Genomic DNA, 15,013 nt, shown 5'->3' with positions numbered 1-15,013 from the left:
CTCCAGCACCGCCGAGGCGTTCGTGTCGTCCTGGGCAAAGACGACGATGTACCGGCCGGTTGTCTCGGCCGAGCTCGACTCGCCGTCCGGGACGGTTCCAGGCGCAAAATTTGATGATGAATCCGGCTCAATCATGTCAGTTCTCCTTCGGAATTGCGGACCTACTGTTCAACGATTGGTGGCCATCAGCCCGGGTCCGGGCTCTGACCGGAGGCTTGTGAATTGAGCCATGATGTCAGTCGGGGTTGAGGCTACTCAGACCAGGGGTGCCTAATCGGAGCGGTGGATCTGAAGAGCGCTGGGGATCAAGAAACTCGTTCATTAAAACCTCGACGTCTTCGGCCGCTCCCCGTCTTCGGGCTCCGGTCCTCCTGGTGTTCTTTCTAAACGACACAATTAGACGCCCGGGGCGTTACATCAGCGTTACCGCGCAGGATGTTCGGTGGCCTGGTGCCGCGCCAGGGAAACGGCAAGAAMCGCTAGTCCAGCCGGAGCGTCGCAATACGGCCGCGGCGCCCGGCCCAAGCTTCGAGGAGACGCGGTTGGCAGGGTGCACACACGATCCTGCGCTCACTCCTGGCTCACTTGTGCCCCGCTTCGCCGGGCGCCATTAGGACCGTGTCGACGCGGCGGCGGACACGTCGGCCTCGGCCGCGTCCAGGACCTCGAGCATTATGGCGCCGGGCCAAGGACATGTTGAAGAACCGGTTGTTCTCCCCGTCACGGGCAATGAAATGGGGCATCGGCAGGGAGTAACGGTCCAGTAACGCCACGCACTCTAGGGTTCGATTGGGATCTCGTAAATGCCGCACATGAGACGCAAAGTCGAGCGACTCTTTCAAACTTGGGATGCGAGAAAACACATTTTCTACTATGTGGAGTTTTTAGTCCACGTCGTATGCGAAGGCGGGAAAGTCGTGAATCACTTGGAGGTCATTGCTGCGCCGTGCGGAGCGACCAAGCCCAGTAGACTATCGCCCCGCCGCCGGGCGAAAACCATAGTGGCACCCCGTGCAGGGCGACTCCGAAGGGCCACCCTTCATCAACTCCGCAACGCCGCCTTCAACCACGATMGCCCACTCGTCGTGCCCTCCACCGTTTGTGGCACACCAAGGTATTGATACTTGCTCGTGGAACCTCGTCGAGGTGGCACCAGCGTCGTCGCGCAAAGGAATGTTATGGCTTTCCGCGAGTCGTCCGAGCTCTGTCGATCGCGCCTGCGGCCGCAGAGACGCCAGCGCGTGCCGCCGCCTCCTCGGAGKAATATGTGGTTTTCGGGTCTTCGACGAGAGGAGCCCTCCGCCCGGTGTCGGCCATCTCCGCCGAGTAGGACCATTCCCCCGTGGACGTCTGTCTCGTCGTCACGACGAATCGCCGCCCCATATACCTTTCTTCGTGTTCCATTTCGCCATCCTACGACTGGCCTGTTMGAACGTATTCAATCTCGTCAAGTGTGAGGAAGAAAAATGCCTGATCCGCGAGGAATCCCGTCCCTGTCGGCTTATCTCGATTCGCTGCAGGCCCAGAAGCACCGCAACTTCGCGCTGATGCCCGGGAGCCGAGTCGCTCACAAGGACGCGTTCGCCGAGATGAAGGCGCACATCGTCGGGCTCTATKAGAACGTCGATGCTCAGCACAGCTTCGTGGATGAGTCCGGGGCGATCTACGACTGCATTCCCCTGGAGCAGCAGCCCGCGCTGAGGGGTTCATCCGACAAAGTGCCCACGGCCCCAGATCTGCCTCCGMTCGAGAGYCGCCCAAGAACGGAGTCAGCGGCCGGGGAAGACGAGCGCGTCGACTCCCCTGTGGCCTCTCCCCTCGATCCGGACCGGAAAGATTGGCACGGGAATGTCATGCATTGCCCTGAGGGCACCATCCCCATGCGGCGCGTCACACTCGAAACACTCACCCGATTCGAGACCTTGCAGGATTTTTTCGCAAAGGGCCCTCGGGGGGCGGGCCGCCCTCCMCGGGCGTCTGAACCGGCCACCGTTCCGGTGACGCACCGTTGGGCCCATGCCTATCAGAACGTGAACAACGGTGGTGGTCACAGCTACCTGAACGTATGGCAGCCGGCCATTGGCGCCAATCAAGTGTTCTCGCTCTCCCAGCACTGGTATGTCGCGGGGAGCGGCGCCAATCTTCAGACGATMGAGTGCGGATGGCAGGTCTATCCCCAAATGTATAACGACTCGCGGCCCCATCTGTTCACGTACTGGACGGCCGATGATTACGGGTCCACTGGTTGCTACAACCTGACCTGTGGGGCATTCGTGCAGACGTCGGCGTCGTTCGCCCCAGCGATGGCCGTCGCTCCCATCAGCGTCAAGGGTGGATCGCAATACGTCATGGAGCTCGCCTACTGGCACACCGGGGGACGGTGGTGGCTTTACTATAACGGCACGCAGGGGGCCAACGCCATCGGCTACTACCCCGACACCCTTTACCAGGGCGGCGCCCTGACGAAGAACGCCACCGAGATCGACTACGGGGGCGAGACCACTGGGACGACAAGCTTCCCGCCGATGGGAAGCGGCGAGTTCGCCAACCAGAGGTGGCAGCACGMGGCCTACCAGCGGACCATCGGCTACTGGCCGCCACAGGGCGGCGCGATGCTGGACGCCAACCTGACTCCCTCGCAGGGCTGGCCTGCCTGCTACACGGCCGAGGTTGTCATGTACGCAGCCCCRTGGAATGAAACGCTCTGGTTCGGCGGCCCGGACGGCAACTGCTGACGGCGGGCGGGGGCCCTCGACCGGCCACCGGGTCGCCGACGGGCCGGTCGGATGACCATTCGCGTCGGCACCGGCGTCAGAAGAAAGCTCGCGCCTTCTCGTGCCCGAGCGCTCCATCGTCCGCACCGCCCGCCTGCACCGCATCCCCTGGAAGAACGGGGCAGGCACCACCCGGGAAGTCGCCGTGGATCCGGCTCCGGCAGCGTCGTCCGGCTTCCGATAAGGCTCAGCGTGGCCGACATCGACCAAGACGACGCTTTCTCGAAATTTTCCGGCGCTGACAGGCACTTTCTKATCGCTTCATTCGGATGCCTTCACATGAAAATCGGTGGGGAATGCCTTACCGCAACGCACGGTCGACGCGAGTCATTCCCAGGAGAAGCGGACGTGTCAGTCAGCTTGGCCACTRGACCAACCTCGGTAATCAACCTCATCACACAGCGTGCCTTCCGAGACCCAAAGTGTGGACACTGTCCACACCCCCAATTCTCGCCACCAAAGGCCTCCCCCAGCGCTGCACCCCACTTCGAAAGGATGCAGCGTTTATTAGTACCCGCAGATCCACCCCCGAGGMTAATACTCACAGGCCAGGAGTCAACCAAACCTTCGGCAGTCCTAGGGGGATGCCCCCCGGGCGGGTCGTCTCCACCTCCGGTGGACCAACAACGCGGGATACATAGGCGCTATTATCGGCGTTTGGGCAGCGAATTCCCGGTGACAGTTGATGTATCTCTTGTCGCCCAAACCTTCGGAACAGAGGGTTGCCGGCCGGGGGCCTGGCTCTTAGGAAAATCGCCAGCCGAGCTCGCGCTCAGKAATGATGAGCTCCGTCGCTACCTTAAGCTMCATGCCATCAACGTGACACAGTCTGGGAAGCCCGTAGCCGTAATTCCCTTAGAACAGCSGCCAGGGCACCGCCGGCATCTCACCGCTCGGAGCCGGAAACCGCCCTGCCAAGCGCAACCGGGCGCAGCGCGCGGCGAGCGATGCGATTTCTTCGGMGCTGAGCAAGTCCGCCAGGTTTCGGCCCAGCCCACCGTGCAGTCCTTCGCTGACGCGATMGATGCCGTCGCGTTCCTCGGCGGTCAGAGCGTGTCCCAGCCATCCCCACAGCACCGTGCGCAGCTTGTGGTCACGGTGAAAGGTGAGCCCATGGTCCACGCCGTGCMGGTGTCCGTCCGTCATGGCAAGTATGTGGTTGCCTTTGCGGTCGGCGTTGTTGACGATGATGTCGAACACCGCCATGCGTCTGAGCGCTGGCGAGTCTTCGTGAACGAGGGCGACCATCCGTCCGTTCTCATCTCGTCCCTCGAGAACGTGTTTCCAGCCCGTCTCCGGCACGTGGTCCGTCGCGACCAGGTTCACGGCGCTTTGGGTGGGGTCTTGCTCCTGCCAGAGCTGCACCATTCCTTCGCCMATCGGAMCATCGCGCAGCCAGGTGTGCGGCACGACGTCCCAGCCGAAGACCTGCGAGACCAGGTAGGCGGCCACCTCCCGGTGAGCCAGGGTGCCGTGGGGAAAATCCCGCAGCGGGCTTTCGCCTGCGATCGGCTTATAGACGACCACCGCGTCGCCGATGCTGCCCAGAAATGTAGCGTTTGAAGCCGTCGTGATGCGGCCGGTGAGAGTCAGCTCGGCGGTCACTAGGTCCGGCGCTGGCATCAGACCTCGGGAAGGGTGCAGATGTGCCCGTCGGCGTCTATGGGGTAACCGCAAAGGGAGCACGTCGGACGCCCGGCGCCCACGATCTCACGGGTGCGCTTGGCGAACGCTCGGGCGGTGCCGACCGGCATTCGCACCAGCAGCATTTCGGGCTCGTTAGCGCCGTCCTCATCAAGCGATTCGTCGTTGTCATCAGCATCGACATCGGTGATGGGGTAGGCCTCTAGTAGGACCTGGGCCGTGGTTGGGTCCCAACCTAAGCTCATGGCGCCGGTTCGAAACTGCTCCTGAACGGCCTCGAGCTGGTCATTGTCGACAAGTTCAATGGGAGTACTCGTGGGAACGCTGAAGGGGTTGCCCTCGACRGTGATGAGCTGGTCGAGCATTTCGTCGATCTTCTCCGCGAGCAGAGCCGACTGCTGCTTCTCCAGGGCAATACTCACCATCTGCGTCCCTGCGCGCACCTGCAGGTAGAACGTGCGCGCCCCCGGAAGGCCAATGGTGCCAACGACGACCCGATCAGGCCAGGCAAACTCGTGAACACGTGTAGGCATGTCAGTATTTTAGGCACATGGGGTTCATGGCGCCTTTTGCCCTGCACCGCCACCCACCGGCGCGTCGCCAGATTGGATGCCGTTCGACAGCCACGACAGATCACCCGCGTCGGTGTTGGTAGCGTAGACGCTCGGCCGACTAGCGCCGTAGCGAACGATCGATACTGAGGCGGGGCCCACGTTAATACGCTRGAACAGGTCAAGGTGCATGCCGAGCGCGTCGGCGAGGATTGACTTGATGATKTCACCGTGACTCACCGCCACCCACACGGCCCCTGGCCCGTGCTCGGCTTCGAAGGCTGCATCGTGGCGTCGAATCGCTGCCACCGACCGAGCCTGCATCGCGGCCATGGATTCACCTCCGGGAAAGACGACGGCGGACGGTTGCGACTGCACAACCGGCCACAAATCCTCGGTCGCGAGATCACTGAGAGTGCGGCCCTGCCACTGGCMGTAATCGCACTCGGTGAGATCGAGATCGACCGGCGCGTACGGCGTGCCAGCCTGGCGATCGAGGATTAGCTGGGCGGTCTGCTGACAACGCTCAAGAGGGCTCGACACCACCCCGACTACGGGCACGGCCGCGAGCCGGTCTCCGGTCAGAGCCGCCTGGTCGCGCCCGATCTGGTCCAGGCTGACGCCGACGGCCCGGCCGGCCAGCAGTCCAGTGGCATTGGCTGTGGTGCGGCCGTGCCGCACGAGAATAACTGTCGCCATCCACCCAGCCTAACCACCCGCTCGATGGCGGTGTGAACCGTACCGGGTCGCGCGCCGAACATGCAGACGGCGATGACGGCGAAATAATGGCTGCGGCGGCGGGTTAAGAGGTGGGAAGGCCGTTGCAGCAAGGCCTACCAATTCCTACAACCCGCCCTCGAAGCCAAGCCGCCAACCGACTGGCCAGGCTGAGGGGAACCCTCAGCAGGACGCAGCAGAACATTTCAGCCGGCAGTCGGCTCCTCGTCGTTGGCGACAGCCTCGATCCAATCCACGGCCTCGTCGGAAAGCTGGKGACCGTCTGCTGATTCGCCAGCCCACCACTCAGAATCGGTCGTGCCGCCCGTAACTGCCATGATGTCGGCGATTACATTCKGCGKCAGCKGTTCGCCGTTGTGCTCAACGAGCCAGTCGCGTGTTTCCGCGTCGACCAGAGGCCACCACTCGAGGATGTTCATCAACGCAGTATTGCACCACGAAGTCGTGCGTACACATTCCGCCGTGGGACGAACTCCGGCGGAGGCACCGGTTAACAAGCGCGGCCAACCCCGTTAGCGACGCCCCAGGGGCGTCCCGTTGGGGATCGTGCAACGGGCGGTCAGGCCGGGTTAGCTGCAGAATTCGAGGCAACGACGTCTTTGCGGATTGCCCAACGGCCGATGGCTGCCGCTGCGCCAACAGTGGCCCACGGGATCAGCAGCCAGGGTTGCCAGCCGAAGCCCAAGACGCTTCCCAGCAACCAGAACACGAGGGTGGGCACCGCGAAAAAGGCCCCGATGTGGATCCACTGATTCCGGACCGGGCGCAAGAGATAGGCCGACACCCAGGCCAATGGCGCCGGAACCACCAACGAACCTCCGAAGCCATACAGAATCACCATGCCCAAAAAGCCCCACACGTGGCCGGGGTCGGTGCCGTCCCGCGCGGCGCGTACGCCATAGCCTGCCGCCACCAGGAGCAGTAGCACTCCCACCCAGAGCGAGGTGGCGATGAGCCAGCCCTTGATGAACGCGTACGCATCCAGGACCACCTTGTGTGACCGAACTGCMTGCGGCTGCGCCGCATCCYCCAATGCCATGGGCTTAGCCTACCGATGCGCAAAAGCTTCCCGCCCGTGCCGAGCGTGCGGCCGTCCGATAGTKGATCCCGTTACGGCAACCCTTTTCGTGTAAGTCCTTGCCGTAGTCCCAAGGAAGTAGGGTMAAGGCTGGAGGCTAGGCTCGTCAGCCGCAGTACTAAATGGAGATCTGCTGGACCGCGCTCGGTATGAACCCCAGAGTGTTGATCAATGCCAGTGTGGCTATGCCATACCCAATGGCCAGGGCAGCAATGGCTAGCCCGCGGCCTCGGTCGCCTCTTAGAGGGATCTGATTGAGGGCAACGTGTCCTGCCCCCACTGCAAATACAGCGAGAACCGCGACGCCGAATACCCAGAATCCTGATGCAGCGATGGCGGCGAAAATGATGGCCGCAACGGCCAGTTTGTTTAGTCGAGCAGTTGACGTGCGAGCCGGCACCATAGGCGTACTCATTTCGGTTCCCCCAACCTCGTTAGTACAAGCGAGTTTGGCTGGCCCCGCCCGCAGRCAGAACGGATCCGAAGCGTTCCGTTTCGGGAACCTGCTGCGGGACGCTTCACGATTCCGAAAGCGGACCCTGCTGCGACACTCCGGCTGAGCAGAAACGAACACCAACAGCCAAGATAGGGTCAAGGCCGCGTTGTCGCGTAGAGCAGCATGTCGCGCCGGGAGTCACCAATCTCCTGGTGGCTGCGGAGCAGGCCCTCCCGCTGGAAACCAGATGCCTCGGCAACGCGACTTGAGTTGCTGTTCCACGGCTCGATGTACAGCTCGATCCGGTGCAGAGTGGGGATGGTCCAAGTGAACGCGGTCAGTGCCTTCAACGCGCTGCTGGCGATCCCGCGGCCCCGGTGCGCGGGGGCAACCGAATAGCCGACCGTCGCGCGGCCGGCCGACATGTTCTGAAGCCACAGTCCGATGGCACCGACGGCGTTGTCGGACTCGGCATCGGCGATGGCGAAGGACAGCCCTTTTCCTTCGGCGAACCGGCCGCGCTGCMGGTAAATCCACTCCAAAGCCTGCTGCGCCGTGGGGAGTGCGGGAAGGCTGCCAATGAGAGGGACGTAAGGATCATCCCCCAGCTCGAAGGCGAGATGTACGTCGTCGTCGGTGAACTCGCGCAAAACGACTGAACCGTAGGTCGGTGGTGTGGTCGGCCAGGACGGTAAGTGCTCAGTCATACGTCGATTATCGTCGTGGTCATCGGCCCGTGCTGCTCAAGATTCACCCGATCATGCCGGACAGAGTGGGCTTTTCCGCCTTCAGCCCCCTGCCCGGTGGGGTCGAGTTGAATTAACGGAACAACTCCCGGGTGCCTTGAGCGGGAAAGCTTGCGTCCCGCCCGCCCGCTATCTCGCTTGATCGCGAAGACGCGAACTGGATGTTTCTCTGCGCCCAACCAAGAACCACAGAACCGAGCCAAGTACGGTTCGGGGCCGGGKCGGTGAAGCCCCGGACCAGCAGGTCTCCTGCGCGGCGGCCGTCCTTGCCGGGGATCGTTGTGCGGGTCTTGCGGCCTCGGACCAGTCCGTTCATGCCCTCTGGACGCATGAGCCGGTCCACGGTGTGTTTGGAGGCTTCCGGGAAGCCGTTACGGCGCAGCCACTGCGTCATCTTCCGCCTCCCGTAGATGATCTCGGCCGGGGGCGTCCCTTCACATCAGGGACTTTCAAGCTGCGGAGCGCGTCGGTGACGCGTGCGTCTTCGAGGGTGCGCAGGGCCGGCAGGCGTTTCTTCCCCRCCCGGTAGGTTMGTGCGGCGACCCGCACGCACTGCTCCCGCAGGACGGCGCAGATCGACTCGACCGCGTAACCAACAGCCCGCATTTCGTCGATGAACCGCCAGATCAGCGGCGGCGAGGGTCGAGCTCCCTCGCGAAGAAAATCGAGGCCTGTTTCAGGATCTCGTTGGACTCCTTCAAGTCCCGCACCTCAGCCCGAAGCCGCTTGATTTCCTCCAGCTCGTCACTGCCTGGTCCGGTCTTCTCACCGGCATCGACCTGGGCCTGAACAACCCAACGGCGCAGCGATTCTGCACCGACTCCGAGCTTCGGCGCCAGTGCCTTGCAGACGGCATAAAACAGACGGGTACTCGGACAACCGGTCCATGGTCATGCGCACTGCACGGTCACGGACCTCGGGAGGGAACTGCTTGGGCATAATCACTATCTTTCTCAGAGAAGATAGCGGCATCAAACCCGGGACGGTTCACGGACAGGTGGGTTCGATCCCAATGCCATTTCGACAAACCACAGCCGCCTACGGGTAGCCTTGAGCCATGGCCTTATCCGCACCCACCCTCGCGACGCGCTGGGAACCCCTGCCCCCGCGAGTCATAGCGGAGCTGCTCGGGCCGTCATCGGCGCGTTGGTGGCTGTCMGGAGGGGTGGCGCTCGACCACTGGCTCGGCACTAACACTCGCAAGCACGACAATGTCGATGTCAGCACGACGATCGCCGACCTGCCCCAACTGGTGCACGACCTGCCGGCGCCGTTTAGCGCGTGGGCTCCGTCAGGCGACGGCGTTCTCCCTTGGGCAGAGGCTGATATGGATGCCGATCTGCAGCCGATCCGTATCCATGACGACGCGACGGGCGCATGGGTACTGCAGATCGACGTCGAGGACGGCACGGATCACGTCTGGGTTTATCGCCGAGATCCCCGACTGCAACTGCCGTGGGATCGTGCAGTGATCGACGTMGACGGCATCCCGACCGGGGCGCCCGAGGTGCAGCTGGTCTGKAAGGCGCTGCGTCCCCGTCCGGAGGACGACGCCGACAAGGATGCGGTTCTACCGGAGCTCTCAAAAGAAGCCCGCGCCTGGTGGGAGCACGCGATTCTGACGATCCACCCGCACTCGTCATGGTCGATCCATGTGCGTAGCCCGTTCGCTCCGGGTAAGGCCAGCTGGAACAGGACGAAACGCTAGCGCTCCGCTTGGGCCGGCCGGCGATGGGGAGCCTGGCTGCCCTGCCTGTCGCGTCGATGAGGTGGCCTACGATCCAGCCAATTCTCAAGAGCGAGTGGTAGCACCCTGCAGGACATGGTCAGGCCTTCTCCCAGGTCATGCTGCCAGTGCCGTGAATAACAGCTGCCTTCATTACAAGAACCTCACAATCTCGAGGTCGACTGGCGACACCGGGTCGCACCGTCCCCACCGACCTCTTCAGTTGCGCCGATGCAGCGTGAGCGGCCTGTCCGATTTTGAGACGCCCGCAGACGCTTACGACTAGGACCTGTATTCATCCGCCGCAACCGCATCAAGCACCAGCGAGCGGAACCATCGCTGCGCCTGCGAGAGGCTGGCCTCGCGCCGCGTGTACAACTCCACCGGCGTGCTCTGCCCGGACCAGGGCAGCTCGKCGATGCGAAGGCCGGGAAACCAGCCGCAGAACACCCCCGCTACATGTCGAGGCAGCAGGACGACCAGATCCGTCGCCTCGAGCACGGCGGGCACGGTGCCGTATTCCTCCATGGTCAGCACGACCTGGGACATCAAGTCGTGTTCGGTCAGCGCCTGCACAGGATAGACGTGCCCKCCACGGGCGGAGACCCGCACAAAGCGCCTCCCCTCGAACATGTCAGGCCCGGTCGCGGGCAATGGATGCGACCCGGAGGACAGCGCCACGTATTCGACCGAACGCACGTGCGTCCTCCACAGCCGCGGTGTGGCGATCCGCGACACGGTCAATGCCAGATCGATGGTGCCGCGGATTAGCCCGCTCTCGACCTCGTCCGAATCGAGCCGTTCTACCTGTATTCGCGGATCGGCGCCGACCCGCCCAAGGGCGCTCATKATCGGTGGGAGGAACGTCTGCTCGCCGATCGAGGTGAGTCCGAGGACGAGTTCGCCGCTGAATCCGGTCGGTTCGAACACGTCCGATCCCATGACGGTCGCGTCTATTTGTGCCAAGGCGTTGTGTAGGGGCCCAAATAGTTGCGTCGCCTTCGCGGTCGGCACCATGTCGTTCCCCTCGCGACGGAACAGCTCGTCGCCGAACCGCTCCCTGAGCCGCTTCAGGGAATAGCTGACCGTGGGCTGTGTCACGTGCAGTCGCCTGGCGGCGCCCGTGACGCTGCGCAGCTCGTAGAGCGTGACGAATGTCYGGAGCTGGTTGAGGTCGGTGAACGTCATGCCATAGATTCTATCTATGGCTCCGTCTTTGCATATCTATTGGACCACGGTGGCAAACACCCCTAAAGTCAGTTTGGGGCAGCACTGATCCAACGACGTGCAGCTGCTCTCGCACCGCTTACACCCAGTGACAAGGACGACACGCGTGATTATCGACATCCACGGCCACTACACCACAGCTCCAACACAGCTCGGAGCCTGGCGTGATCTGCAGATCGCATTCACTGAAGGACGCGCGGACGCTCCTGACCCTGCGACCCTGCGCATCAGCGATGACGACATCCGTGAGACCATCGAGGCCAACCAGCTCAAGCTCATGAACGAGCGCGGCAGCGACGTCACCGTATTCAGCCCTCGTGCCTCGTTCATGGCGCACCACATCGGAGACCTCGCTGTGAGCGAGACCTGGGCCCGGATCTGCAACGACCTGTGCGCCCGCGTCAGCGAGCTCTACCCCGAACGCTTCCTAATGGGGGCGATGCTCCCCCAGTCCCCCGGTACGGATCCCGCGACGAGCGTTGCCGAGCTTACTCGCGCCGTCGAGGAACTCGGCGCCGTCACCATGAACCTCAACCCCGACCCGTCCGGCGGCAACTGGACGTCCCCCCCGCTGACCGATCGCTCGTGGTACCCGATATACGAGAAACTCGTCGAGTACGAGATCCCGGCGATGGTGCACGTCAGCACGTCGTGCAACCCGGCCTTCCACACGACCGGAGCGCACTACCTCAACGCCGACACCACCGCGTTCATGCAACTGCTCCAGGGCGACCTGTTCCGCGACTTCCCCGAGTTGAAGCTCGTAATCCCTCACGGCGGCGGCGCCGTTCCCTACCACTGGGGGCGCTTCCGTGGACTCGCAATGGCGCTGGGCAAGCCCGTAATCGAGGAGCACCTGCTGAACAACGTGTTCTTCGACACCTGCGTGTACCACCAGCCAGGCATCGACCTTCTCACCAAGGTCGTCCCGACCGAGAACATCCTCTTCGCGAGCGAGATGATCGGCGCCGTGCGCGACGTCGACCCGCGCAGCGGACACTACTTCGACGACACCAAGCGGTACGTCGACGCCACCACGAACCTAGACGATGCACAGCGCGCGCAGGTGTTCGAAGCCAACGCCCGCCGTGTCTACCCACGGCTTGACCGCGCCCTTACTGCGCGCGGCCTCTGAGAGGACCATCAAATGCGACTAAACAACCTCGGCATCGTCCGCACCAACATCGAACGTCCGGATCCCACGGACGTCGAACGGCTTTCGCAGTTCGGCGTCGCCACTATCCACGAGGCGATGGGGCGAGTCGGGCTCCTGCGCCCCTACATCAGGCCGGCCTACTCCGGCGCCAAGCTCTGTGGTCCGGCAGTGACCGTGCTGCTGCAGCCCGGTGACAACTGGATGTTCCACGTCGCGGCCGAGCAGGTGCAGGAGGGCGATGTGATCGTCGCCGGCTGCACCACCGAAAGCGAGGACGGCTTCTTCGGTGAGCTGCTCGCCACCTCGCTGACCGCCCGCGGCTGCAAGGGCTTGGTGATCGACGGTGGGGTCCGCGACGTCGCCGATCTGGAGAAGATGGATTTCCCGGTGTTCTCCCGCGCTGTCAACGCCAAGGGCACGGTCAAGGCCACCCTCGGATCGGTGAACATCCCCGTAGTGGTCRCAAACGCCGTGGTGAACCCTGGCGACGTGGTCGTGGCCGACGTCGACGGCGTCGTGGTTGTCCCGCGCGAGCTTGTCGGAGCGGTGGCAGACGCCAGCCAGAAGCGCGAGGATAACGAGGAAGCCAAACGCGTGAAGTTCCGTGAAKGCGTCTTGGGCCTGGATATCTACAGCATGCGCKAGCCTCTCGCCAAGGCCGGCCTGGAATACATGGAGAACTGATGATGACACACGGCGATACCACCGGAGATTTCGAGAAGTCGGAGGGCTGGCTCGACTGGTACGACGGCCCCACCAAGCCTACGTTCCGCCTGCCGGCCGACGCGGTCGACGCGCACTGCCACGTGTTCGGGCCGGGCGGGCAGTTMCCCTACGCACCTCAGCGGAAGTACACCCCGTGCGATGCCTCGGCGGAGCAGCTGTTCGCCTTGCGAGACCAGCTGGGATTCGACCGCAACGTGATCGTACAGGCGACGTGCCACGGTTCCGACAACCGGGCACTGGTCGATGCGMTGCAGCGCAGCGGCGGCCGCGCCCGCGGCGTCGCCACGGTCCGCCGCGACGTGACCGAGGAGCAGCTGGCCGAGCTGCACGCGGCCGGCGTCCGCGGGGTCCGGTTCAACTTCGTCAAGCGCCTCGTCGACCGGGTGCCCACCGACTCGCTCGAGGAGATCGTMGCGAAGATCGCGCCGCTMGGCTGGCACGTGGTCATCTACTTCGAGGCCGAGGACCTGCCGGAGCTCTACGACTTCTTCTCCGCGATCCCGACCGACGTCGTCGTCGACCATATGGGCCGACCCGACGTGTCCAAGGACCCGGACGGCCCTGAGTTCGCACTGTTCCTGCGCTTCATGCGCGAGAACACCAATGTGTGGACCAAGGTCTCCTGCCCAGAGCGCCTGTCCGTCACCGGCCCGCACGCTCTCGACGGCGAACAGCACGCCTACACCGACGTGGTGCCGTTCGCCCGACGCGTGGTCGAGGAGTTCCCCGACCGCGTGCTGTGGGGAACCGATTGGCCCCACCCCAACCTCAAGGACCACATGCCCGACGACGGGCTGCTGGTCGACTACATCCCACAGATCGCGACGACGCCCGAGCTCCAGCAGAAGCTGCTCGTGGACAACCCGCGCCGCCTCTACTGGCCCGAAGGAGCATGACATGGCACTCGACAAGCCGTACAAGGACGTTCCCGGCACGATCATCTTCGACGCGGAGATGGCCCGCAAGGGATACCACCTCAACCAGTTCTCGATGTCGCTGATGAAGCCCGAGAACCGCAAGCGCTACCTGGCCGACCGCGAGGCGTACCTCGATGAGTGGCCCCTTTCGCCCAAGCAGCGCCAGGCTGTGCTGGACATGGACCTCAACGCCATGATGGCTGAGGGCGGCAACATCTACTTCCTKAGCAAGATCGGCGCCACGCACGGCCTGAGCTTCCAGCAGATGGCCGGCTCCATGACTGGCATGTCCGAGGCCGCCTACCGCGACATGATGATCGGCGGCGGACGCCGCCCCGAGGGCAACCGCCTCAAGGACCTCGACGGCTGGGTCCCGCCGGCGCCGCGCGAGAAGTCCGCGACCATGCGCGAGAACGCCCCGGCGAAGTACATGTCGGCGCTGTTCACCTCGCATGTCCCGGCGATTGGTGCCGCGATGGACCTCGGCAAAACCGAGGAGCCGTACTGGAAGAAGGTGTTCTCCGGGTACGAGTGGACCCGCAGGTGGGCCAAGGAGAATACGCCCGACGTCGTCATCCTCGTCTACAACGACCACGCCACGGCCTTCGACTCGTCGATCATCCCCACCTTCGTGCTCGGCACCGGGGCAGAGTACCCGGTCGCGGACGAGGGCTACGGCCCCCGCCCTGTGCCCGACGTGAAGGGCTACCCGGAGTTCGCCGCGCACATCGCGCAGTCGGTCATCCAGGACGACTTCGACCTCACCCTCGTCAACGAGATGGTCGTGGACCACGGGCTCACCGTGCCGCTCTCGCTCGTCTTCGGCGACGTCGAGGAGTGGCCATGCAAGGTCATCCCGCTGGCCGTCAACGTGGTGCAGTATCCGGTGCCGTCCGGCCGCCGCTGCTACGAGCTCGGCAAGGCCCTTCGCCGCGCCCTCGACAAGTGGGACGGCCCGGAGCTCAACGTGCAGATCTGGGGCACCGGCGGCATGAGCCACMAGCTCCAGGGTCCGCGCGCCGGCCTCATCAACGAGGAGTGGGACAACGCGTTCCTCGACCACCTCATCGCCGACCCGCTGGGCCTGACCGAGTGGGACCACATGGAGTACGTCGATGAGGCGGGCTCCGAGGGCATCGAGCTCGTCGACTGGCTGATCGCGCGCGGCGCGATGGACGACCAGTTMGGCGGCGGGGCGCCTTCTGTTGACCACCGGTTCTACCACGTGCCGGCGTCGAACACCGCCGTCGGCCACCTTGTTCTCACGAACCCGACCGACTGACCGCATCCGCAA

Annotated in this window: 15 protein-coding genes and 1 pseudogene; 8 read left to right on the top strand and 8 right to left on the bottom strand. The window is 63.8% G+C overall.

Annotated features, from left to right (window positions below; all coding sequences use genetic code 11):
* The first annotated feature begins 1,466 nt into the window (after positions 1–1,466).
* From AC1DBQ_RS09545 to AC1DBQ_RS09535, 3 genes and pseudogenes are all read left to right on the top strand, one after another.
* Positions 1,467–2,735: a neprosin family prolyl endopeptidase gene (locus AC1DBQ_RS09545; protein ID WP_476928271.1), complete on the top strand. Its 1,269-nt coding sequence runs from the start codon at positions 1,467–1,469 to the stop codon at positions 2,733–2,735.
* A gap of 100 nt (positions 2,736–2,835) precedes the next feature.
* Positions 2,836–2,958 carry a HutD family protein gene (locus AC1DBQ_RS09540; RefSeq protein WP_476928270.1) on the top strand — a complete coding sequence of 41 codons (123 nt, stop codon included), beginning with the start codon at positions 2,836–2,838 and terminating at the stop codon, positions 2,956–2,958.
* Positions 2,959–2,966: 8 nt separating this feature from the next.
* A pseudogene (locus tag AC1DBQ_RS09535) lies at positions 2,967–3,194 on the top strand (HutD family protein); the annotation flags it as partial.
* 435 nt (positions 3,195–3,629) lie between these two features.
* Here AC1DBQ_RS09535 and AC1DBQ_RS09530 read toward each other — a convergent pair.
* The 7 genes from AC1DBQ_RS09530 to AC1DBQ_RS09500 form a co-directional block, all read right to left on the bottom strand.
* Positions 3,630–4,397 (bottom strand): SCO1664 family protein, encoded by a 768-nt coding sequence (locus AC1DBQ_RS09530; RefSeq protein ID WP_476928269.1) that lies wholly within the window; start codon positions 4,395–4,397, stop codon positions 3,630–3,632.
* Positions 4,397–4,951, bottom strand: a complete 555-nt coding sequence (locus AC1DBQ_RS09525) for a DUF3090 domain-containing protein (protein WP_476928268.1) — start codon at positions 4,949–4,951, stop codon at positions 4,397–4,399. Before AC1DBQ_RS09525 ends, AC1DBQ_RS09530 begins: the two co-directional genes overlap by 1 nt.
* A 24-nt stretch (positions 4,952–4,975) precedes the next feature.
* Positions 4,976–5,668, bottom strand: a complete 693-nt coding sequence (locus AC1DBQ_RS09520; RefSeq protein ID WP_476928267.1) for an MSMEG_4193 family putative phosphomutase — start codon at positions 5,666–5,668, stop codon at positions 4,976–4,978.
* A 224-nt stretch (positions 5,669–5,892) separates the two neighbouring features.
* The gene (locus AC1DBQ_RS09515) at positions 5,893–6,126 is read right to left on the bottom strand and encodes a hypothetical protein (RefSeq protein WP_476928266.1); all 234 of its coding nucleotides are present in this window, start codon (positions 6,124–6,126) and stop codon (positions 5,893–5,895) included.
* A gap of 140 nt (positions 6,127–6,266) precedes the next feature.
* Entirely contained in the window at positions 6,267–6,746 is a 480-nt protein-coding gene (locus AC1DBQ_RS09510) for a hypothetical protein (RefSeq protein WP_476928265.1), read from the bottom strand.
* A gap of 630 nt (positions 6,747–7,376) precedes the next feature.
* On the bottom strand, positions 7,377–7,928 hold the full coding sequence (locus AC1DBQ_RS09505; protein WP_476928264.1) for a GNAT family N-acetyltransferase: 552 nt from the start codon (positions 7,926–7,928) through the stop codon (positions 7,377–7,379).
* A gap of 112 nt (positions 7,929–8,040) precedes the next feature.
* The gene (locus AC1DBQ_RS09500; protein ID WP_476928272.1) at positions 8,041–8,379 is read right to left on the bottom strand and encodes an IS3 family transposase; all 339 of its coding nucleotides are present in this window, start codon (positions 8,377–8,379) and stop codon (positions 8,041–8,043) included.
* Between the two features lie 645 nt (positions 8,380–9,024).
* On the opposite strand from AC1DBQ_RS09500, the gene AC1DBQ_RS09495 reads away from it, so the two are divergent.
* Entirely contained in the window at positions 9,025–9,675 is a 651-nt protein-coding gene (locus AC1DBQ_RS09495; protein ID WP_476928263.1) for a nucleotidyltransferase domain-containing protein, read from the top strand.
* Between the two features lie 300 nt (positions 9,676–9,975).
* Here AC1DBQ_RS09495 and AC1DBQ_RS09490 read toward each other — a convergent pair whose 3' ends face one another.
* Positions 9,976–10,881 (bottom strand): LysR family transcriptional regulator, encoded by a 906-nt coding sequence (locus tag AC1DBQ_RS09490; protein ID WP_476928262.1) that lies wholly within the window; start codon positions 10,879–10,881, stop codon positions 9,976–9,978.
* A gap of 145 nt (positions 10,882–11,026) precedes the next feature.
* Here AC1DBQ_RS09490 and AC1DBQ_RS09485 point away from each other — a divergent pair, with 145 nt between their 5' ends.
* From AC1DBQ_RS09485 to AC1DBQ_RS09470, 4 genes are read left to right on the top strand one after another with little or no spacing between them, the layout of a single operon-like run.
* Entirely contained in the window at positions 11,027–12,055 is a 1,029-nt protein-coding gene (locus AC1DBQ_RS09485) for an amidohydrolase family protein (RefSeq protein WP_476928261.1), read from the top strand.
* Between the two features lie 12 nt (positions 12,056–12,067).
* On the top strand, positions 12,068–12,760 hold the full coding sequence (gene ligK / locus AC1DBQ_RS09480) for a 4-carboxy-4-hydroxy-2-oxoadipate aldolase/oxaloacetate decarboxylase (RefSeq protein WP_476928260.1): 693 nt from the start codon (positions 12,068–12,070) through the stop codon (positions 12,758–12,760).
* Positions 12,760–13,698, top strand: coding sequence for an amidohydrolase family protein (locus AC1DBQ_RS09475; protein ID WP_476928259.1), 939 nt, complete (start codon positions 12,760–12,762; stop codon positions 13,696–13,698). The genes ligK and AC1DBQ_RS09475 overlap by 1 nt, the downstream gene beginning before the upstream one ends.
* Before the next feature lies 1 nt (position 13,699).
* Complete coding sequence (locus AC1DBQ_RS09470) at positions 13,700–15,001, top strand: protocatechuate 4,5-dioxygenase subunit alpha/beta (RefSeq protein ID WP_476928258.1); 1,302 nt, start codon at positions 13,700–13,702, stop codon at positions 14,999–15,001.
* Positions 15,002–15,013: the final 12 nt, after the last annotated feature.

Source organism: Arthrobacter sp. 10T413_2, from assembly GCF_056394205.1.
The sequence above is the reverse complement of the archived record's forward strand: the minus strand, read 5'-3'. Positions and strand labels throughout refer to the sequence as shown.